Consider the following 20,662-nt stretch of genomic DNA (forward strand, 5'->3'; position numbering starts at 1 on the left):
CTTGCCTAAAACTCGCCCAGGAAGTCCATCTTGCCGACTTCGACACCCTTATGGCGAAGGATGCCGTAGGCGGTCGTCGCATGAAAGAAGACATTGGGCAGGGCGAAGTTCAGAAGGTAGGCGGAGCCGGACATCGTATGCGGCTGCTTGCGAATATTGATGGTCACCGGCCGTTCGCCTGCACCATCGAAGCTTGCCGGCGAGAATGTCTCGAGATAGGCGACGGTCTTGGCAATGCGCTCCTGAAGATCCCGGATGGTGACCTCGTCGTCCGGAAAACCAGGGATCTCGGTGCCGGTCAGACGGGCGGCGCAGCCCTTGGCAGAGTCGCTGACACGTTGAACCTGACCGGAGAGAGGATACATGTCCGGCGCCAAGCGCGCGTTCACAAGATCAGCCTCAGCCATGCCAGTGGCAGCGGCGTGAGCCACTCCCTTGTCAAGAATTCCCGAAAGGTTCTTCAGAACCCGGACAAGGACCGGAACGGAGGCGTCATAGAGGGAGATGGACAAGGCAATTCCCATTCAGAGTTGGAGGACCGGACATTCCCTCCGGTCGGCAGGTCCTAGACATCTACCTCTTTGACGCGTCTCCCATCCAATGAATTCGCAACGGACCGCGTCAGGCCGCAAGAGCCAGACGCTGGGTCTGCTGCAAGGCTCCGGCCACAGCCTGCGCCTCGGCTTCGGGACCCATGCCGACACCCTCGATCCTGACGACTTCAATGTCGGTCATGCCAAGGAACGACAAAACCGTCTTCAGGTAAGGGACGGCGTGATCAAAAGCGACCGCAGCACCGTCAGAGTACACTCCGCCAGAGGCCAGAACGAGGTAGACCTTCTTGCCTTTGACGAGGCCGACAGGCCCATCCGCCGTATAGTTGAAGGTCAGCCCCTTGCGGGCGATGTGGTCGATCCAAGCCTTCAGGGTGGAGGATATGCCGAAGTTGATGAAGCCGGTGGAGATGATCACCGTGTCAGCAGCAAGCAGCTCTTCAACCGCCGCATCGGATACAGTCACGGCGTGTTGTTGCGACGGCGTGCGGGTGTCCGCAGGCGTGTATATGCCGGTGGCGTAGTCGGCCACGATGTGCGGCAGCGGGTTCTGCGCCAGGTCACGCGTCACGATGTGAGCGCCAGGGTCGGACTGCGCAAGCTTTTCAGCCAAATCGCGTGCGACCTTCGTGGAATGGGACGCCTCGCCTCGCGGACTCGATGTGACCAACAAAATTGACGACATGGCACTGCTCCTTGGTGGAAGCGGCATCCCGCGGATGCCAAATGAGACAGCTGCAATATCGGCGTCGACATCCATTGAAAAAACCGGTGAAATATCGATCGAAAGCATCCATGGAATAGATAAGACGTGCAACCCCAACCCACACTCGATCAGCTTCAAGTCTTCACCGCGGTCGCTCGCAGCGGGAGCTTTTCCGGTGCCGCACGGCTGCTGCATCGCTCGCAGTCGGTCGTCAGCTACACCATCGCCAATCTGGAGGCACAGCTCGAATTGCAGTTGTTCGAGCGTGTCGGCACGCGTGAACCTCGCCTGACCGAGGCGGGAAAAGCCATGCTGGAGGAGGCGCAGCGCATGATCTCGGCGCTGCAAAGCCTGCGATCCCGTGCGTCAGGACTCAAGGAGGGGCTGGAGGCGGAAGTGTCCATCGCCGTCGACGTGATGCTGCCCTCGCCGGTCCTTACATGCGCGCTGAAGGCCTTTCAGGAGCAGTTTCCAACTGTCGGCCTCAAGCTCTTCGTTGGGGCTCTCGGGATGATCTGGGAGCTGGCGATGAAGCAGCAGGTCAGCATATCCATTGGCGGAGAGCCGGGTCGAGATTGCGGCCATCTGGTCTCGAGGCGTCTCGGGCATTCGACCATGATTCCGGTTGCAGCTCCGCATCATCCCTTGGCACTCCAGCCGGGCCCCCTGCCGCTCGCGGCGATCCGAGACCATGTGCAAATCGTGATCACGGATCTCACGGAGGTGACGAAGGGACGGGAGTTCAACGTCTTCTCCTATTCGACGTGGCGGCTCACAGATCTCGGCACGAAGCACGACCTGCTTCTCGCCGGGCTCGGCTGGGGCGGCCTACCGAAATGGATGGTCGCCGAAGACATCGCTGCGGGGCGCCTGGTCCAGCTTCGCATCGAGGCCTATCCGGAGACTTCCTACCCGCTGCTGGCCTTCCATTCAGCCGACTCCCTTCCGGGACCTGCGGCCACATGGCTCATCAACAGGTTCGAACAGTCGCTGCAAGCGTTGGAGTTAGGCTCGCTTCGGTGATCACCGAGGAGAGGCTTGGCGATTTTCCATCACCCTGGCAATGACCTCATCGAGGGCATCGATACCGAAGGGCTTGGCCAAGCGCATCAGGCTGTCCGGAGTGTCTTCGGCGACCTCGCCGTAGCCGGTTGCCAAGATGATCGGCAGTCCCGGCTTTTCCGCGAAGACGATATTGGCGAGATCCACGCCACTCATTCGAGGCATGACTTGGTCGGTGATCAGCAAATCAACTGGAGAGCTGCGCATCGTCTCCAGTGCCTCCTTGCCCGAATGCGCTTGAAGAACGCGATGGCCAAGCTCATCCAACATCGCAACCGTGTTCGTGAGCACGAGAGGATCATCATCGACCACCAGCACCGTCAGATTCGGCGGCTGGCGGGGAGCGAGATGCTTGGCGGGACTTGGTGCAGGCGATTCCACCGATCCGCAACTGACCGGAAGCCAAAGCTCGGCAACGGTCCCTTTCTTCGGCTGGCTGGTCATAAGGAGCCGCCCTCCGGACTGCCTGGCCATGCCATGAACCATGGAAAGACCGAGCCCGGTCCCCTTCCCCACGCCTTTGGTGGTGAAAAAGGGCTCCATCGCACGAGACAAGGTCTCGGCATCCATCCCTTCTCCCGTATCGGCGACGGAAAGGCATAGGTAACTGCCCGGCCGGAGTTCCCCCAGATTGTCCGCTCCGATCTCCCTCCGATCAGCAGAAATCGTGACCTTGCCTCCCTCGGGCATCGCATCCCGCGCATTGACGGCAAGATTGAGCAGGGCAAGCTCCAATTGATTGGCATCCGCATTCACGGCGGGCAGCCGGTCCGGAAAATCGAGCTCGATCTCCACCGTGGGGCCGATCGAGTGCTTCAGGAGATCCGCCATGCCCCGGACCAGGGCATGGATGTCAACATGCTCCAAATTAAGATCCTGCCGGCGGGCGAAGGCCAGCATCCGCTGCGTCAGGGCTGCGCCACGCTGAGCAGCCTGAACGGCATTGTCGAGGAGGGACAGGACTCGCGCGCCCTCCGGCACACGCTTCCGGGCAAGGTCGAGACTCCCAAGGATAACCATGAGCAGGTTGTTGAAATCATGGGCTATGCCGCCGGTCAGCTGCCCGATCGCATCCATCTTCTGGGATTGGAGGAGTGCCTCGCGCGCCCTTTCGAGCTCGTCCTGGGCCTCCTTGCGTTCGGTGATATCCCGCGTGACCTTGGAGAAGCCGATGAGGTCACCCGCCTCACTGCGAATCGGATCGATGACTACGCTCGCCCAGAAGCGGCTGCCATCCTTGCGAACGCACCATCCCTCCTTGCCGAAGCGGCCTTCGGTGGCGGCCATCTCGAGAGCACGTTGAGGTAATCCTGCCCGCTTGTCTTCCTCGGTGTAGAAGCGGGAAAAATGCTCTCCGACAATCTCGTTCGGGCGGTATCCCTTGATCCGTTCGGCGCCGGCATTCCAATTGGTGACGTAACCATCGGGATCGAGCATGAAGATCGCATAGTCGGTCACGCTCTGCACGAGGAGCCGAAACTGATCCTCGCTTTCGCGAAGGGCATCCGCAGCCAGGCGACGATCAGTCAGATCCCGGGTGATCTTCGCGAAACCCAATAAACTGCCGTCAGGAGAGCGTATGGGGTCGATGACCACGTGAGCCCAGAACCTGCTGCCGTCCTTGCGAATGCGCCAGCCCTCGTTCTCGAACCGGCCTTCCGTGGCGGCCGCATGAAGCGCCCTGGCGGGCTGTCCCCTCTTCCGATCCTCCTCGCCATAGAATCGCGAGAAGTGATGACCGATGATCTCAGCTTCCGTATATCCCTTGAACCGCTGAGCGCCGGCGTTCCAGCTCGTCACATATCCGTCGGGATCGAGCATATAGATGGCGTAGTCGAAGACCGCGTCGATGAGCAGGCGATATCTGCTCTCGTCGGCCGGCATCACCCTAATCTGGTCCCCGTCTCCCAATTCGTCTCGCCCCTCGACCAGGAGAACATTCACTGCGGCAGTGCTAAAGCACGGCGCCTCCATTGGTTGCAAAAAACCATAGAACGTGCAGTCGAACATTACCATCCACCAGCTTATCGCCCCTCAACTCCAGCCAGCCTCAGGAGCACGGCCGTCCTTTCAACAATCGGAAAAGATAGGCAGCGCGTGCATGGACCCGGCCCGGTCGCGCATGTAGGTTGTGGCGCTTTTCGTCTTCTCCAGGCAGGATCCAGCCATGTCACGCCAAATGCATTTCGTCGCGTTCCTCATCGTCGGCCCCACCTCGCATCACCACGGCATGTGGCGGCATCCCGAATCGGAGAACCGATTCCTGGATCCTGGTTTTTGGGAAACGCTGGCACAGACCCTGGAGGCGGGGCGGTTCGATGCCTTGTTCTTTGCGGACGTGCTGACCTTCTACAACGACACAATCATGCGGAAGGGCGGCCAGATGTCGTTGCTGGATCCGGTTCCCCTCGTCGCGATGATGGCTCGGGCGACGCAGCGAATCGGGCTTGGTCTGACCATGTCGACCAGCTTCCTGCCTGCCTATTCGGTGGCTCGGACGCTTGCATCCCTCGACTTCCTCAGCGGTGGGCGCGTCGCATGGAACGTGGTGACCTCGACGGCCGATCGCGAAGCCCAGATCCATGGGGCCGGCGAGTTGCTGCCCCGCAACGAACGCTATGAACGCGCCGACGAGATGCTGAAGATCTGCCAGGACCTGTGGACCGGATGGTCCGAGGGCGCCATCGTGATGGACAAGGACAGCGGCCGGTTCATCGACGAAGCACAGATGCGCCGCACCGATTTCCAAGGACGGTATCTGAGCGCCAACGGGGTGTTCCCGGTGCCGCCGAGCGCTCAAGGCCATCCGGTGATCATGCAGGCCGGCTCATCCCCCCGCGGCCGCGAATTTGCGGCGGAGTGGGCGGAGATGATCTTCACGCTGCAGCATTCGCTGCGCGACATGCAGGCCTTCTACACCGACATCAAGGAGCGCGTCGCCAAGGCGGGACGCAACCCGGACCATTGCAAGATCCTGACCTCCGTCGACCCCATCATCGGAGAGACAGAGGCGATTGCGCGGGAGAAGCAGGCCTATATCAACGACCGCGTCGATCCCGAACTCGCGGTCGCACTGGTCTCCTCTCATGTGGGAATCGACCTTTCCCACTATCCCCTGGACAAGCCGATCAGCGACATCAATGCGGAAGCCGGTTCGCGGGGGTCCATGGACGTCATTCTGCAGGCCGGCGGCCTCACTCTCGGAGAAGCCGCCAAGCGCTTTGCGACAAGCGAGTTGTGCCCGCAGGTCGTGGGGACCGCCGAACAAGTGGCGGACCAGCTTCAGGTGTTCTTCGAGGAGAAGGGCTGCGACGGCTTCATCATGACGCCGACGGAGATGCCGGGGTCCTTCGAGAGCTTCACGCGCTCGGTGGTCCCCATCCTGCAAAAGAGAGGGCTTTACAGGAAGGACTATCCCGGCACCACCCTGCGTCAGACGCTTCAAGACTGACCCACCGCTGCCCCGCTCCTGAGGGTGTGGCAAAACGCACAGACGCGGTCTTCTTCTTCGCGGAAGCTCCCTCTCGGCTGGAGGCCTGGTCCCCAGCCGAGTGACCAGGAGCGGAAACCATGTTGAACAGAGACAGGTCCTCAGAACCTGAACTGCTGAATTCCCTCACCGCCACCGACATTCTGCGGTTTTCCAGACTCGCCAGTGATCTTCAGCGGCTTTGGCTGACTGTGGCCATTTCGGATGCGAAGCGCATGCGCCCTTCCGGCCTCGTGGAGAACGAAGTCGGAGACATCATCACGCGGCTTTCCGACGATGGAGCCTTCATCGGGAGCCTGCTGCAGCAGATCGGCGAGCAAGCTCTACAGGCCTGTTTTGACAGGGTGCTCATTTCAGACGAACGAGTCGCAATCGAGTTCCGGGAGCTGGGCCGGCGTCAGGGGCTCGTGTCGTTCTTTGCGCAGCGTCTGGTGCGAATCAAACCCGACCTCCGCCGGGAAGCGACACGACTCATGGGCAATCAGTGCCTGTTGGCGGGGGACAGCCCTTCGAACAGGCTCATCGATTCCGGCGCACCCCATTGCGGACTGCTGCTGATCACGGCGGGGACGGGACTTGCCATGGTGGCCATCGGCGACTTCACCCGGAACCTGTTCATGCGGGACGCGGGGGGCGTTGCGCTCGACTTCGGACTCACGGGGCTTTTCCACGAATGTCTGTAACGAAACTCTTCATCCCCTTAACCAATCCCGATCAAATAGCTCTCCGTAGAATGTCCAGGAGGAATTTACGCCTATATCTCCGCTTTCCGACGATCTATTGAATAGGAGCGAGACGGATCCCTGCCTGTTCAATGGGGCCCGTCTGCATTCAGTTCTGAAACGGGGGTACGGACAGTCGCACTGTCCGTTCGATCATGCGTAATCTTTGTTATGTCACCCGACAAGGCGAGGGGTGGGTCTATAGCCTTGGCGGTACTGTTTCCCCCATCTATGGAATGCAATCGATGGCGGAGGTCCATGCCATCGAGGCCATGAAACTCCAGCATAAACAGGGCGACCATTCGGAGGTCCTGGTGCAGAGGAGTGGCGGATTGTGGCGGTGCATCTGGTCTTCCGACGTTCAGACGTAAGACTGACCGCCCGTGCCATAACGGTGTTCCTGCAGATGTCATGTTCCGCATCCCCGTTTTCGACGGTTCGCCACGGGATCGACGCTTTGCCATGATAGATCGGTCGGATTCACATTCCTGAGCCTCGGGGATGTCATCGTTCTTGCCTGAGACCCCCATGATCTTCCGCCTCTTCGAAACCATGCTCGAGCCTACGGCCGCGCCATTGCCGGGTGCTCCGCCCTCGGGCATCCTGCCCTTCTACTGGCACTTCGTGCGCCAAGCGCGGGGACTGTTCGCCAGCCTGCTGATCATGGGAGCCCTGCTCGCCGCCGCGGACGCCGCGATGCCGGTGTTGATCGGATGGGTCGTCCAGCTCGTAGCAGGATCGGAGCCGGAGGCTTTTCTCTCGGAAGGATGGATGATCCTGGTGGGGATGGCCTTGCTGCTGCTCGTCATCCGTCCGGTGATCCTGACGACCCAGGCGCTGCTTCAACACCAAGCGATCTTTCCCGGCGTGACCAACCTGGTGCGCTGGCAGAGCCACAAGCATGTGGTGCGGCAGAGCCTCGCCTATTTCCAGAGCGACTTCGCGGGGCGCATCGCCTCACGGGTGATGGAAACCGGGTACGCCTTGCGCGCCAGTGCCGTGAGCGTGATCTCGGTCATCTGGTATCTTGTCTCCTTCGCGATGGCGATGGTGGCCATCATGCTGGTGGCCAATCCCTGGCTGGCCGTGCCGTCCCTCGCCTGGATCGCGGGTTATGTGATCCTGCTCTGGACGATCGTGCCGCAGGTGCGGGTAGCCTCGTCGGAGATCGCCTTTGCCCGATCCGCCCTGACGGGACGCATCGTGGACAGCTACACCAACATCATGACCGTGAAGTTGTTCGCCCGCACTGCCGTGGAGGATGCGTATGTCCGCGAAGCCGTGGACTGGCATACCGGCCGGATGAGAAAGCAGTTGCGCTGGTTCACCTGGCTGACCCTGGGGCTCGCGGTGCTGTCTGGGTTTCTGATCGCTGCGACAGGCGGATTGGCGCTCTGGCTGTGGTCGGAGGGAGCGGTGGGAGTCGAGACCGTGGCGACCGTGCTCACCTTGACGCTGCAGATGTCGACGACCTCGGGACGGGTTGCCTATGAATTGACGCAAGTGTCGGAACAGTTCGGCACGGTGCGGGAGGGCATGGAGACTGTCGCCAGACCCTTGCGCGTGGTGGACCAACCCGGCGCTCCTACGCTTCAGGTCACGCTCGGGGAGATTCAGTTCAAGGATATCCGCTTCGGCTATGGGCGAGAGACAGGGCTGATCGAAGGGCTCAACCTGACGATCCGGCCGGGCGAGAAGATCGGGCTGATCGGACGGTCGGGCGCCGGAAAATCGACCCTGATCAATCTCCTGCTGCGCTTCTACGATTTGGAGGATGGACAAATCCTCATCGATGGACAGGACATCGCCACCGTCACGCAGCAATCGGTGCGTGAGGCGATCGCGGTCGTGACGCAGGATACATCACTGCTGCATCGTTCGATCCGGGAGAACATCGCCTATGGCAAGCCCGGCGCTTCGGACGAGAAAATCATCTCCGCGGCCCGACAGGCGCATGCCCATGAGTTCATCATGGATTTGGAGGACTGGCGCGGTCGGCATGGATATGACGCTCATGTGGGCGAGCGCGGCGTGAAGCTCTCGGGCGGACAGCGGCAGCGCATTGCCATCTCACGGGTCATCCTCAAAAGCGCGCCGATCCTCATCCTGGACGAGGCGACCTCGGCGCTGGACTCGGAGGTCGAGGCCGCGATCCAGGAGCAGCTGGAGACCTTGATGGAAAGCAAGACGGTGATCGCCATCGCCCATAGGCTTTCCACCATCGCCCGGATGGACCGGCTGGTGGTGATGGATGGCGGACGGATCATCGAGGAGGGAAATCACGCCGAGCTTCTGGCCCATGGGGGGAAATATGCCCAGCTCTGGGCCCGGCAATCCGGCGGGTTTCTGGATCTCGGCGCCAACGAACCCGCGACAGTTCCCTGAGCTGAGGCCTTAGACGCGGACTGCCCGATGTCGGCGGGGACATCTCGAGCGGAGAGGCGCCTGGCGTCGAGGCAATGCGCCCACGCCATGCGCCTTTTGCGAGCAATAACTTACAGGGACCGGCGGAGGTAAGCCGGTTCGTCCGGGCAGGCCATGAGCGCCGTCAACAGACCCAGCGGGGAGCGCTTCGCGGGTGCGCGACGGCTACTGCGGGGCAAAAGGGCAGCGGACAAATCGGCGATGACCTCATCGATCTCCGCCTCGGTTTCAGCCAGCAAATGCACATGCACCTCGTTCACCCCGAAGCGGCGGGCGAGACCTGACGGCAGAAGCGACGCCAAGCCATCGAAGGCCGACGAAAAGCGGCTAATGGCGCAGACGGTGCGGCGACCACTGGCATCTCTTCTTACGGCAATGTAAATGGCGCCGGGCAAAGGCGGGCATTCGCCCAGGCGGTAGACGCTGTGGATATAGGCGCGACCAGAGGCACCATTCCAATACCAGAAACGATCGCCAAAGCGGCCGTCGCGGTTGACTGTTGCTGAGTGGGACAGGTTCGTGATCATGAAAGTGAGATTAGAACAAAACAGGAACTTTTGTCAAGCACTCGTGTAAGAGGTCAGTTGCACAGGGAATAGCCGCAGGAGAGGCAGGTCGAGCAGCCTTCCTGAAACACCAGAGCGGCCGAACCACATTTCGTACACTGAGCGGGTGGCCGGCCGCCGACGGATAAGTCCGAGACACCGGCGGTCGAGTCCCCCTGGAACCCTGTGCCGCCCGGCAAGAAGCCCGTATCGATCATGTGCTTTTCGATGACGCCGCCGATGGCCGCCAACAGGCTCGGCACATAGCGGCCCTCCATCCACTGGCCACCCCGGGGATCGAACACGGCCTTCAGTTCCTCCACGACGAAGGAAACATCCCCGCCGCGGCGGAACACCGCCGAAATCATCCGCGTCAGCGCGACCGTCCAGGCGTAGTGCTCCATGTTCTTCGAGTTGATGAAAATCTCGAAGGGACGACGGCGGCCTCCAACAACGATATCATTCATGGTGATGTAGATGGCGTGGCCGGAATCAGCCCATTTCAGCTTGTATGTGAAGCCGGGGAGGACTGCCTCCCGCTCCATGGGGCGCTTGATGTACCCGAACTCGCCATCCCCGTCCGTCGGGACGGGCGGCGCCGGCAGGGACAGGCTGGGCTGATCGGCAGGCGACGACTGCCGGGGGAGCTCCGGCTGCGCCGGCGTACCGGGCGCGGTTTCCGTCAGGCTCAGAACCGCACCGGTGATGTCGTTCGGGCGGTAGGTGGTGCAGCCCTTCAGCCCCATGTCGTAGGCATCCGCATAGACCTGCCGGAAACTCTCGAAGGTGATGTCGCGGGGGACGTTGACGGTCTTGGAGATCGAACTGTCCACATGCGCCTGCAAGGCAGCCTCCATCACCAGATGCTCGCGGGGCGAGAGGTCATGGGTGGCCACGAAATAGTCCGGCAGTGCCGTCTCCGCCCCGAACAAGGCCCGAAACATGCGGTAGGCATGGTCCGATACCTGCTCGGTGCGATGAGTGCCGTCAGCGAGAAGGACGCGGCGCTGGTAGCTGTAGCTGAAGATGGGTTCCACACCGCTGGAGACGTTGTCGGCAAAGAGCGAAATGGTGCCAGTGGGGGCAATGGAGGTCAGGAGCGCGTTGCGAATGCCATGTTCCGCGATGCTCGCACGAATGTCCGGTGCAAGCCGTGAGATGTGGCGGCCAGCCAGATAAGGCTCGGCATCGAAGAGGGGAAAGGGCCCCTTTTCGGCGGCAAGACCTGCGCTGGCCTGGTAGGCGGCATGCTCGATGGCGGCCATCCATTGCCTCGCCTGAGCAGCGGCCTCCTCGGTGCCATAACGGAGCCGGCACATGATCAAGGCATCCGCCAAGCCCGTGACGCCGAGACCAATGCGGCGCTTCGACTTGGCCTCGCGACGTTGGGCCTCCAAAGGAAAATCGGACACCTCGATGACATTGTCCATCATGCGCACCGCGGTCGCCACCAGGTCACGCAGCTCGCGCTCGTCGATGCGGGCCTGGCCCGAGAAGGGATCAAGGACGAGCCTGGCGAGATTGACAGAGCCCAGCAGGCAAGCGCCATAGGGCGGCAGAGGCTGCTCCCCACAGGGATTGGTCGAGCCTATGGTCTCGCAATAATGAAGATTGTTCAGGGCGTTCACCCTGTCGATGAAGATGACGCCGGGCTCGGCATAGTCGTAGGTCGCGCGCATGATCCGGTCCCAGAGACCGCGCGCCTGCACCGTCTTGTAACGGCGGCCGTCGAATATCAGCGGCCATTCGGCGTCTTCCCTGACCGCCTCCATGAAGGCGTCGGTGACGAGAACGGAGAGGTTGAACATGCGAAGGCGAGCGGAGTCGCGCTTGGCATCGATGAAGTCCTCTATGTCCGGATGGTCGCAGCGCATGGTGGCCATCATGGCGCCCCGGCGCGATCCAGCCGACATAATCGTCCGACACATGGCGTCCCAGACGTCCATGAAGCTCAGCGGGCCGGAAGCATCCGCCCCGACGCCCTTCACCTCCGCTCCGCGCGGTCGGAGGGTGGAGAAATCATGCCCGATCCCACCCCCCTGCTGCATGGTCAGAGCTGCTTCGCGCAGGCCATCAAAGATCCCGCCCATATCGTCGGAAATGATCCCCATGACGAAGCAGTTGAACAGGGTCACCCGGCGACCCGTTCCGGCGCCGGCCAGGATCCGTCCCGCTGGAAGAAAGCGGTAATCGGCCATGGCACCGTGGAACCGGGCGGCGATCTCGTCGCGGCGCGATTCGGCTTCCGGCGCCGCCAATGCACGCGCCACGCGCCACCAGGTATCATCGACCGTGAGATCGACCGGGGTGCCATCCTGACGCTTGAAACGGTACTTCATGTCCCAGATTTCGTGCGCGATCGGGGACAGTTCTCGGGTCAACTCGGTCATGGTTTCGGCCGCCGGTTGGTTGGAAAGAGAATATAGGCCGAGGAGGGACGAGAGTCGAGGCGTTGTTCTCTATTTGTGCCATAGCCGGAGGAGTTCCCGACTCGCGGCCGTCGAGCCAGGCACGGCCTAACGGGCCGGCTCTCCTTGCGATTTCAGCCCTTCCGCGACAAGGCTCGCCGTAGCGTTTTCAATCCGCTCCTGAAGCACGCGGTCAAAGCTTCGTCTGTCCAATCCGGGGGGTACGGGGTCCAAGATTTCGACGATGATCGTGCCGGGATAGCGCATGAAGCGCCGGCGCGGCCAGAACAGGCCAGAGTTCAGCGCAATGGGCACACATTGCACACCAAGCTTCCTGTAGAGCGCCGCAGTGCCGGGCCGATAGGCGGCTTCGGCGCCTGGCGGGCGACGGGTCCCCTCAGGGAACACAACAATCTGGCGGCCCTGGGCGGCGGCCTTCGTGGCTCGTTCGAGCATCCGACGCAAGGCCGTGGAGCCCGCGCCGCGATCGACGGGGATCATCTGGAACTTCAGGGCGAACCAGCCGAAAAGAGGAATGAAGGTGAGCTCTCGCTTCAAGACCACAGCAGGGTCGGCGAAAAGAGGCAGGAGCGCGAAGGTCTCCCACAAGGATTGATGCTTTGAGGCGACCAGGACAGGTCCTGGAGGAAGGTTTTCCCGGCCGCGAATCTCCATGGTCGTGCCCACCACCACCCGCAAGAGGAGAAGAGAGGCTCGAGCCCAGACCTTGAGCGCAGCCATCGACCAAGCCCGGGGGGTCACATAGAAGACGCAGCCGATGACCATGAAGGCAATCAGGTTCACGTAGAAGAGGGCGTTGAACAGGAGAGACCTGAGCGCGATCACTTCATGATTCCACTCAGGGCTTGGCAGAAGGACGTGCTGCCGACGCGCGGCCAGCCGCCTCCATACGCGCATAGGCCACCAGATATTTGAAATACTCGGTGACCAGCAGTCTGAAGCCGGTCCGGTCGGACACTATGTTGCCGGGAGAAATGGTGTCGATGGGATAGGCCACCAGGGAGGCGCTGGGAAGGTATCGCTGGAACTCAACCAAACTCCGCGGCATGTGATAATCGCTGGTCACCACGATCACGCTGGCGAAGCCCTGATCCCGCACCCAAGCGGCAGCTTCGGCGGCGTTCCCCTCGGTGTTGATGGCAGCCCGCCCCAGATCTACGCAGCAATCGAATAAGCCTTTATCCGCGCCGACCTCGGTGCGGATGGCTTCACGGCTCGTGGAGAGGTTGACGCCGGTGATCAACAATCGCTTGGCGTTGCCGGAGCGCAGCAGCTTGACGGCCTGGGAGATCCGGGCGGCGCCGCCCGTGAGCACCACGATGCCGTCCGCATGCGGATCGCCCTGGGGACGGCCCTGGGCCACCTTGTTCGCGAAAGAGAGAAGGCCTAATCCCAGGCCGATCGTCGCGACCACAAGGATGCCAAGCATCGTCATCAGGCCCCAGCGGCGCCGACGCCGCGGTGCATCAAGCGGACCCGCGACGCCAATCGATGCTGCCGTCGTATTGCCACCCGTACGCTCTTGATGACGGTGATCGCCGTTCATGGAATGCCCATACCGGGTTACAGCACGCCACTCAAGATGCGCATGACGGTAAAGCGGGCGGTGACAAGGCTGATCACTGTCGCAACCACGGGCACCAGCAGAAGCAGCCCATAGCTCATCCAGCCGAGCGTCGTCGATCCGAACATCAGGGAACGGCTGGCATCGGTCAGTCCGCCGGGGACGTCACTCGGGCCCATGAAGGCAAGAACCACCACGCTGAGGACGCCCGCGGCCGTGCCAATCACTCCGGAACGGAAGGCGAGCTTTATGAAATGTCCTTCCACTTGGCGAGCGATGAATCGGTCGCGGGCCCCCACCAGGTGGAGCACCTCGACCACGCTGCGGTTGCTGTTGATGGCGGCCCGGGTCGCGAAGACGATAACGGCCGCCGTCGCCAAGGAGATGATGGCAAGGACGCCATAGCCGATCCATCGCAAGGTATTGGCGGTGCGGCCGAGCTGCGCTTCCCACTGACGATGCGTGTCCAGGGCAGCGCCGACGACGCTGCTCTCGAGTGATTGCTTGAGGGAGGCAAGATCGGGCGGAGCGCGTTGATCGGTCTCCACGGCGATCATTCGGGGAATGGGAAGCTCGCTGATGAGCGGCATGTCGCCAAGCCAGGGCTCCAGGAGCTTGGCTGCCTGTGACTGGTCAATGACACGGATTCCGGTCACGCCAGGGGTTTGCTTGAGCAATTCGGCAGCCTTCGCCACCTCGCCCTCCAGATCGGTGCCTTCGACCGGTCTTATCTGGACAGTGATCTCCCGCGAGATATCGGCGCTCCAAACGGCGACTGCCTGGGTGATGATGAGTACGCCGGCCAAAGCGAGGCAGGCGAGGTAACACATGAGAATGACGACCAAAGCCAAGGAACGGCCGGCGACAGTGCGCTTGGGCATGATCGAACCCGGCTGGCGATGGGCAAGCGCCGCCTCCGGAGATGCAGCCGGCCGCTGCGCCGCTGTCGGCGAGAATGTGGGCTCTCGGCGAATGGACGTCATGGGGATAACTCGAGATCGCCATCCGACAGCATCAGCTTCGGCGCTCTCAGCTCCTCCATCAGCGCGACATCATGGGTGGCGATCAGAATCGTCGATCCAAATCGATTGAGTTCGACGAAGAGGCGCAGCAGACGGCGGGCCAGTTCAGGATCGACATTCCCGGTCGGCTCATCCGCCAGCACAATCTCCGGCTTGCCGACAACAGCCCTGGCGATGGCTGCCCGCTGCTGTTCGCCTCCCGAGAGAATGGCTGGATAGGCGTCCACCCGATCTCCAAGCCCAACCCAGTCCAGCAGTTCGAGCACGTTGTCGCGATAATGCTCCACCCGCTCCCCCCGAACACGAAGCGGCAGGGCGACATTGTCGAAGGTGGTCAGATGATCGAGAAGCCTGAAGTCCTGGAACACGACCCCGATACGACGGCGCACGTCCGGCAATTGGCGGCGGCTCATGGCGGACACGTCGCGATTGAACAGTGTGATCACGCCGCGGGTCGGCTGCAGCGACAAAAAGAGCAGGCGCAACAGCGACGTCTTCCCGGCACCGGAGGGGCCCGTGAGGAAATGGAAGGACCCGCTGGCGAGTTCGAAGCTCACGTCCCGGAGGACCTCTCGACCCTTACCGTACCGCAGCCCAACATTCTCGAAACGGATCACAGACGCCTCTCCGGATCACGACGCATGCCGGCAGGATTTGCCACCCTAAAAAGCACAGGAGAGTTTAACCCGCCCTTAACCATGCGCCCGCATCAATATCTCAGGTCAGAAAACGACCGGTTCAGTTCCGTATAAAGCAGTTTGCGATTTCAATGATAGTGTCCTGCCCCGCCTGCGCAACGCGTTCGGCCAGCCCGCCGACGACATGGCTGGGCCGCCGAGAGGCTATTTCCTGCCCGAGCTGCGGCCATATGTGGCTGCTGCCCCGAACCCCCGACGACGTCTCCGAAGGCCTCGAGGCAAAACTGAATTTGATCGAGCAGGCAAAACAGCGCTCACGAGAAAAGACACAGCCGCGGAGAGCTCCGCTCCACCAGCACGCCGGAGGACGGCGGGACCGTTGGCAGTGGCTCAGCCTGGGCGCCATGGTCGCAATGCTGGGCATCGCCATCGGGCTCTGGCCGCAGCAGATCGTCATGGCGTTTCCAGCGGCCGCGAAGCTCTATGCACAGGTGGGGGTGAAGGTGAACCTCGCCGGATTCACCATCGATCACGTCGTGCCCCGACTGGAGTATGCAGAGGGCGAGCCGGTGCTGGTCATCTCAGGCGTCGTCAATAACGTATCCGGCCGACAACGGGCCGTTCCCAAGCTGCAGCTCGTCCTGCTGGACGATGCCGAGCAGGAGATCTACGCCTGGTCGATCGTGATGGCGGAGAGCCCCGTGGCAGCTCACGAAGCACTCAGTTTCGAAACCCGCGTGCCGGCCCCTCCGGAAAAAGCGGAGGCCGTCGAGATTCGCTTTGTGCGAAGCGATGAAATCACGGCATCTGTTTCACCATGACAAGCATCACCATCGGTCCTCACCACATCGACGTCCTCTACGACGAAGCGACCATCGCGGAGCGCATCGACTCGCTCGCCGCCGAGATCGCCGGCATGGACCTCACACGACTGCTGGTCGTGCCGATATTGAAGGGCAGTTTCATGTTCGCCGCGGACCTCATCCGCGCGATGCACAAAGCCGGACTGCGGCCGGAGGTCGACTTTCTCATGCTCTCGAGCTACCGGACCAACACCGTGTCTTCCGGGGCCGTCAACATCCTGCGAGACATCGAGACCGATGTGAGCGGCCGGGGCATTCTCCTCGTCGACGACATACTGGAGTCAGGGCGAACGCTCGCCTTTGCCAAGGACCTGATCATGGCCCGAGGCGCAGAGGAAGTTCGCACCGCCGTGTTGCTGGAGAAACCCATGCACAGGGCGGTCGCCATCGACGCAGACGCCGTCGGCTTCAACTGTCCGGACTGCTTCGTCATCGGCTATGGCATGGACATGGCGCATCATTTTCGAGAACTTCCCTTCGTGGGCGTTCTCCGGGACCCGGCCCCCACCTCGCCGGATCAATAGATGCCGCGCAACAGCCGCTCGAAATAGTCCAGCTCAGGCCTTGGCCTGGCCGGGTCATTCAGGCGTTCCCGCAAGATGCGAAGGACGTCCTGGGCACGCATGACCCTTAATTCGTCCGGCACCACGTTGCGATTCTCACCGAACTGCTCGCCGTTCGTCGGCCCGGGCCTGCCCAGGGGATCGATGTTCTGGCCGGTGCGACCGCGTCCATCGGGACCCTGATTGCCGGCCTGGCCCTGACCCTGCTGCATCTGCTGGGCCATGGCCTCGGCACCCTGGCGCATCTGATCGAGGGCCTCGCCCTGCTGCTGCAGCGCTCCTTCCCGATCGCCGCGGCCCAAGGCCTCGGCGGCTCCGCGCATGGCCTCCTGGGCCTTGCCCAGGGCTCCCGGCGCACGCATTCCCTGCTGGCCCATCTGGTCCAACAGCTGCTGCAGCATCTGACCCAACGACCCCTGCCGGTCACTGAGCCCGCCCTGCCCCTGCTGACCTTGTTGGCCCTGCTGACCTTGTTGCCCCTGCTGGCCCTGCTCCCCCTGTTGCCCCTGCTGACCGGGCATGCGGTGGGTCTGATCCATGAGCTGCTGCTGACGACCCATCATTTCTCCGAGCTGACGGAGCGCCTGACCCATCGGAGAGCCCTGCTGATTCTGCTGCCCCATCATCGGACGCAGACCCTGGAGAATGTTGTTGAGTTCAGCCAGGAGCTGCTGAGCGGCATCGCGGGCCCCGGTCTTCGCAAGACGCTCGATCATGTCCATCATGCGCTGCAGATCCTGAGGTTGGACCATCTGCATGTTGGGATCGGCGGGTTGCATCTGGCCGTTCTGCATGTTGCGGCGGGCCTGCTCCATCAGAGCCTGCAAGTAGCGGTTCATCGCCTCACGCAGCTTCTGCATGAGTTCCTGGATCTTGGCGTCCGGAGCGTTCTCCGCGAGTGCCTGCTGCAGCTCGCGCTGCAACGCCTGAAGCTCGCGCTCGGCCAAAGACAGATCACCATCCTCAACGGCCAGGGCGATCTCCCAAAGGAGGTCGGTGACCTCCGCCATCTGTTCGCGATCCTGAGCATGCAGGAGGCGCTGGTAAGCGGTGCGGATGCCGAGATAGACGCCACTGGTCTCGATCAGATCGTCCGGATAGATGGTGAGCGCTTCAAGCGTGCGCGCGACGATGGTCTGCTGATCAGGATCCTGCAGCAATTCCCGTCGCTGCTCGACCAAGGCCTGCGCCAGAGGTTTGGTGAAGGGGCGCTCCGGCAGAATGATGGTGACGGTCTTGCTGCGGCCGATCTGGCCGCGCTCATCCACCGCCTCCAGCCACATGTCGACATTGGCACCGGCCCAGGGATGCGCCGTCAGATCCCGCTGTTCCTTGCCCTTGGCCTGGCGCGGCTTGGAGCCCTGCATGACGACGTCGAAATCCGGGGATTCAAACATCAGCAGGCCAGGTGCCTCGAGGCCTTCCTTGCCATTCTGCATGTCAGACAGCTCGAAGCGCGTTCTCAGGCGGGTCACAGCGTAGTCGTCAGCGGCCTCATATTGGAAGGACAAGGCACCCGAGGGTTCGACGCCCGGGCCGGCGACGATCTCCACAGTCGGCGGATTGTCGGGAATGATCTTGATGGGCCAGCTGCCATAAGAGCCGTTGGCGTCTTCGACCTGAAGTGTCACGGGGCCGGTCAGCTTCGCCTTCAGCTCATGAACAGACTGGGCGATCTGGGGGACGGATGTCTCCTTGGGCTCGGATCCTTCCGCCTCGGCAACGAGCCGGATCTTAGGATCCTCGGCATTGTTGAAGCGGAGAACCAGTTCACTGTCCTGAGGGACGATGATCTCGGGCGACGTACCAGTCGCAGCCTTGGCCAGCTCGGAGGCGTTGCCCGCCAAGAACACCGGGGGCCTCCCTGTATAACGCGGCGGTGTTATCCATGCATCCAGCGACGTGACGATGGTCGGATCGGCCTTGTGAATGGTCACGGCCTGCTTCAGCTGGCCGCGCCAATTGTCGCCGGTGAGCACGATCGCAGCCAGCAGCGACAAAAGGAGCGCGCTGCGCAACGCTATCGGATCACGCCTATGGACATGCGACTGTGGCCAGCCGGTGCGCAAGGCGGCGATCCGGCGGCGAAGGTTCAGCTTATGCGCATGCCAAAGAGCCAAGCTCGCGGAGTTGGAGGGCTCGTCGGAAAGAGTGTCGCTGTAGGAGGTCGCGGGGCGATGCGCCTGGCCGGAGCGGCGCTCCAAATGGCGAAGGGCATCCTCCTGCGAGGGCCAACGGAGCGACGCTATAGGACGGAGCGACCACCCCAGGGCAAGGACGAAAAGCACCAGCACCGCGATGTGCCAGGCGGGGGGCAAGATGCCAAACAGGCCGACGAGGGATGCGAGAACAAACAGGCCGCCGAGAGCCAAAGCGGGAAATACCGCGCTCCACAGCGCCTCAAAGAACAATACGGACTTCGCCCGTGCCGTCTTGCGGCTAAGTTCCTGGTCCGAACGATCGATCATTTCCCGCTACTTTAACACAGGCCCTTGGCAAGTCTTTGGCGATCGCGACCATAGAGCATCACGTCCTCGCGATGCGTAGCTCCGGTGCAACAGTCAGTCCGAAAGCCGCTGCCAATCCGCGAAGCTATCGAGGTCGATCATCTCGTCATATGTAGGGCGCCGCCGCACCAGTGCAAAGCGATCGCCACTGACCAGGACCTCCGGGACCAGCGGGCGGGTGTTGTAGGTTCCGGATTGAACGGCTCCATAAGCTCCGGCCGTCATCACGGCCAGGAGGTCGCCGCGCTCGACCTGCGGCAGAATGCGGTCCTGAGCGAGGAAGTCTCCGCTCTCGCAGATGGGGCCCACAAGATCGGCAAGCATGCCCTCACCGCGATCTTCTGCGACCACAGGACGAATTTCGTGGAAGGCCTCGTAAAGGGTCGGCCGGATCAAGTCGTTCATCGCGCCGTCGGCAATCACGAAGGTCTTGGCGTCTCCGCGCTTCACGTAAATCACCCGGGTGACCATGATGCCGGCATTGCCCGCGATCAACCGGCCCGGCTCCAGTATGAACTTGCAACCGAGATGGCCCAGGGTGCGCTTGGCCATTTCGGCGTAGGCCGCCGGCAGAGGCGGCACGGGATCGCTGTCGCGGTAGGGGATCCCCAGGCCGCCTCCTAGATCGATATGGTGTAGGTCATGACCCGCGGCGCGCAACCGCTCCACCAGGCTGCCGATCAGGATGCAGGCCTTCTCGAAAGGTTCGAGCGACGTGATCTGGCTGCCGATGTGCATATCCACACCGATGATCCGGAGGCCCGGCATGTTTCGCGCGCGGTCGTAGATCGATTCCGCATCCGCCCAGGAGATGCCAAACTTATTCTCGGCTTTGCCCGTGGAGATCTTCTGGTGGGTCTGCGCGTCGACATCGGGGTTGATGCGCAGAGAGATGCGCGCCGTCTTGCCTTTCGACGCCGCAATCTGACTCAGGACCTCAAGTTCCGGGACGGACTCGACATTGAAGCAATGAATGTCCTCATCCAGGGCATAGGAGATCTCGCGATCGGTCTTGCCGACCCCGGAGAAGACGATCCGGGAGGCAGGGACGCCGGCGCGACGGGCCCGGCGAAGCTCGCCTTCGGAGACCACGTCCATGCCAGCGCCGAGTTCTGCCAGCGTGCGCATGACGGCCAGATTCGAATTGGCCTTGGGCGAGTAGCAGATCATGTGCTCGACACCGGCAAACGCCTCGTCGAACACGCGGTAATGCCGCTCCAGAGTGGCGCGGGAATAACAGTAGAAGGGCGTTCCGACCTCAGCCGCGATGGTGCGCAGGTCTACATCTTCGGCATGCATGATGCCGTCACGATACTCGAAGAAATGCATGGATAAGCGACCGAGCTAAGGTTTCGGGATAATGAGGGGATCGAGGAGAACCGGTTTATCCCGATCGCGCTCCTCAGAACCAGGGGGCGCTTCAACCGGGCCCCGCACGCCGCAGGCACTCAAGGCGGAGGCGGCCAGGATCAATGCTGCGATCATCATCGTCGGCCGCAAGGCTCAACCTCATTCGGCATTGCAGGGGACCCACTCCCCTGCCCTTTCTTTCTACTCCATCGGGCAGAGAAAC

17 protein-coding genes are annotated in these 20,662 nt (G+C 62.1%); 6 read left to right on the forward strand and 11 right to left on the reverse strand.

Annotated elements, in window-relative coordinates; all coding sequences use genetic code 11:
* Positions 1-5: 5 nt before the first annotated feature.
* On the reverse strand, positions 6-512 hold the full coding sequence (locus FKM97_RS19485) for a DUF1993 domain-containing protein (RefSeq protein ID WP_144294106.1): 507 nt from the start codon (positions 510-512) through the stop codon (positions 6-8).
* A gap of 109 nt (positions 513-621) precedes the next feature.
* A complete protein-coding gene (locus FKM97_RS19490; RefSeq protein WP_144294332.1) occupies positions 622-1,239 on the reverse strand; it encodes an FMN-dependent NADH-azoreductase in 618 nt (205 codons plus the stop codon).
* A gap of 126 nt (positions 1,240-1,365) precedes the next feature.
* On the opposite strand from FKM97_RS19490, the gene FKM97_RS19495 reads away from it, so the two are divergent.
* Positions 1,366-2,283, forward strand: coding sequence for a LysR family transcriptional regulator (locus FKM97_RS19495; RefSeq protein WP_144294107.1), 918 nt, complete (start codon positions 1,366-1,368; stop codon positions 2,281-2,283).
* On the opposite strand, the gene FKM97_RS19500 is transcribed toward FKM97_RS19495, so the two are convergent.
* Positions 2,284-4,206 (reverse strand): hybrid sensor histidine kinase/response regulator, encoded by a 1,923-nt coding sequence (locus FKM97_RS19500; RefSeq protein ID WP_144294333.1) that lies wholly within the window; start codon positions 4,204-4,206, stop codon positions 2,284-2,286.
* Positions 4,207-4,489: 283 nt separating this feature from the next.
* On the opposite strand from FKM97_RS19500, the gene FKM97_RS19505 reads away from it, so the two are divergent.
* The 3 genes from FKM97_RS19505 to FKM97_RS19515 all read left to right on the forward strand — a co-directional run bounded on the left by FKM97_RS19505 (position 4,490) and on the right by FKM97_RS19515 (position 8,919).
* A complete protein-coding gene (locus tag FKM97_RS19505; protein ID WP_246105172.1) occupies positions 4,490-5,773 on the forward strand; it encodes an LLM class flavin-dependent oxidoreductase in 1,284 nt (427 codons plus the stop codon).
* Between the two features lie 119 nt (positions 5,774-5,892).
* Entirely contained in the window at positions 5,893-6,495 is a 603-nt protein-coding gene (locus FKM97_RS19510) for a hypothetical protein (protein WP_144294108.1), read from the forward strand.
* Positions 6,496-7,062: 567 nt separating this feature from the next.
* On the forward strand, positions 7,063-8,919 hold the full coding sequence (locus tag FKM97_RS19515) for an ABC transporter ATP-binding protein (RefSeq protein ID WP_281290124.1): 1,857 nt from the start codon (positions 7,063-7,065) through the stop codon (positions 8,917-8,919).
* A gap of 110 nt (positions 8,920-9,029) precedes the next feature.
* On the opposite strand, the gene FKM97_RS19520 is transcribed toward FKM97_RS19515, so the two are convergent.
* From FKM97_RS19520 to ftsE, 6 genes are all read right to left on the reverse strand, one after another.
* Entirely contained in the window at positions 9,030-9,485 is a 456-nt protein-coding gene (locus FKM97_RS19520) for a hypothetical protein (RefSeq protein ID WP_144294109.1), read from the reverse strand.
* A gap of 53 nt (positions 9,486-9,538) precedes the next feature.
* The gene (locus FKM97_RS19525; protein WP_205015204.1) at positions 9,539-11,893 is read right to left on the reverse strand and encodes an adenosylcobalamin-dependent ribonucleoside-diphosphate reductase; all 2,355 of its coding nucleotides are present in this window, start codon (positions 11,891-11,893) and stop codon (positions 9,539-9,541) included.
* A gap of 126 nt (positions 11,894-12,019) precedes the next feature.
* Positions 12,020-12,757, reverse strand: a complete 738-nt coding sequence (locus FKM97_RS19530) for a lysophospholipid acyltransferase family protein (RefSeq protein ID WP_246105173.1) — start codon at positions 12,755-12,757, stop codon at positions 12,020-12,022.
* 13 nt (positions 12,758-12,770) lie between these two features.
* Positions 12,771-13,478, reverse strand: coding sequence for a YdcF family protein (locus FKM97_RS19535; protein WP_144294110.1), 708 nt, complete (start codon positions 13,476-13,478; stop codon positions 12,771-12,773).
* A 17-nt stretch (positions 13,479-13,495) separates the two neighbouring features.
* Positions 13,496-14,479, reverse strand: coding sequence for a cell division protein FtsX (locus tag FKM97_RS19540; protein ID WP_144294111.1), 984 nt, complete (start codon positions 14,477-14,479; stop codon positions 13,496-13,498).
* On the reverse strand, positions 14,476-15,135 hold the full coding sequence (ftsE, locus tag FKM97_RS19545; protein WP_144294112.1) for a cell division ATP-binding protein FtsE: 660 nt from the start codon (positions 15,133-15,135) through the stop codon (positions 14,476-14,478). Before ftsE ends, FKM97_RS19540 begins: the two co-directional genes overlap by 4 nt.
* A 251-nt stretch (positions 15,136-15,386) precedes the next feature.
* On the opposite strand from ftsE, the gene FKM97_RS19550 reads away from it, so the two are divergent.
* A complete protein-coding gene (locus FKM97_RS19550) occupies positions 15,387-15,977 on the forward strand; it encodes an FxLYD domain-containing protein (protein ID WP_170241018.1) in 591 nt (196 codons plus the stop codon).
* Positions 15,974-16,543, forward strand: coding sequence for a hypoxanthine phosphoribosyltransferase (hpt, locus tag FKM97_RS19555; protein ID WP_144294114.1), 570 nt, complete (start codon positions 15,974-15,976; stop codon positions 16,541-16,543). The genes FKM97_RS19550 and hpt overlap by 4 nt, the downstream gene beginning before the upstream one ends.
* On the opposite strand, the gene FKM97_RS19560 is transcribed toward hpt, so the two are convergent.
* Entirely contained in the window at positions 16,537-19,050 is a 2,514-nt protein-coding gene (locus FKM97_RS19560; protein WP_144294115.1) for a TIGR02302 family protein, read from the reverse strand. The two genes, hpt and FKM97_RS19560, sit on opposite strands and share 7 nt — an antisense overlap.
* Positions 19,051-19,143: 93 nt before the next feature.
* A complete protein-coding gene (gene lysA / locus FKM97_RS19565; protein ID WP_144294116.1) occupies positions 19,144-20,418 on the reverse strand; it encodes a diaminopimelate decarboxylase in 1,275 nt (424 codons plus the stop codon).
* Between the last annotated feature and the right edge of the window lie 244 nt (positions 20,419-20,662).

This window comes from Rhodoligotrophos appendicifer (assembly GCF_007474605.1).
Classification (GTDB): Bacteria; Pseudomonadota; Alphaproteobacteria; order Rhizobiales; family Im1; genus Rhodoligotrophos; species Rhodoligotrophos appendicifer.

Excerpts from the sequence above, each read along its gene's own strand:
- FKM97_RS19560 (WP_144294115.1), bottom strand. The coding sequence starts at position 19,050 with ATGATCGATCGTTCGGACCAGGAACTTAGCCGCAAGACGGCACGGGCG.
- FKM97_RS19500 (WP_144294333.1), bottom strand. The coding sequence starts at position 4,206 with ATGCCGGCCGACGAGAGCAGATATCGCCTGCTCATCGACGCGGTCTTC.
- FKM97_RS19520 (WP_144294109.1), bottom strand. The coding sequence starts at position 9,485 with ATGATCACGAACCTGTCCCACTCAGCAACAGTCAACCGCGACGGCCGC.
- FKM97_RS19525 (WP_205015204.1), bottom strand. The coding sequence starts at position 11,893 with ATGACCGAGTTGACCCGAGAACTGTCCCCGATCGCGCACGAAATCTGG.
- FKM97_RS19490 (WP_144294332.1), bottom strand. The coding sequence starts at position 1,239 with ATGTCGTCAATTTTGTTGGTCACATCGAGTCCGCGAGGCGAGGCGTCC.
- FKM97_RS19535 (WP_144294110.1), bottom strand. The coding sequence starts at position 13,478 with ATGAACGGCGATCACCGTCATCAAGAGCGTACGGGTGGCAATACGACG.
- hpt (WP_144294114.1), top strand. The coding sequence starts at position 15,974 with ATGACAAGCATCACCATCGGTCCTCACCACATCGACGTCCTCTACGAC.
- FKM97_RS19505 (WP_246105172.1), top strand. The coding sequence starts at position 4,490 with ATGTCACGCCAAATGCATTTCGTCGCGTTCCTCATCGTCGGCCCCACC.
- FKM97_RS19510 (WP_144294108.1), top strand. The coding sequence starts at position 5,893 with ATGTTGAACAGAGACAGGTCCTCAGAACCTGAACTGCTGAATTCCCTC.
- FKM97_RS19515 (WP_281290124.1), top strand. The coding sequence starts at position 7,063 with ATGATCTTCCGCCTCTTCGAAACCATGCTCGAGCCTACGGCCGCGCCA.
- FKM97_RS19540 (WP_144294111.1), bottom strand. The coding sequence starts at position 14,479 with ATGACGTCCATTCGCCGAGAGCCCACATTCTCGCCGACAGCGGCGCAG.
- lysA (WP_144294116.1), bottom strand. The coding sequence starts at position 20,418 with ATGCATTTCTTCGAGTATCGTGACGGCATCATGCATGCCGAAGATGTA.
- FKM97_RS19550 (WP_170241018.1), top strand. The coding sequence starts at position 15,387 with ATGTGGCTGCTGCCCCGAACCCCCGACGACGTCTCCGAAGGCCTCGAG.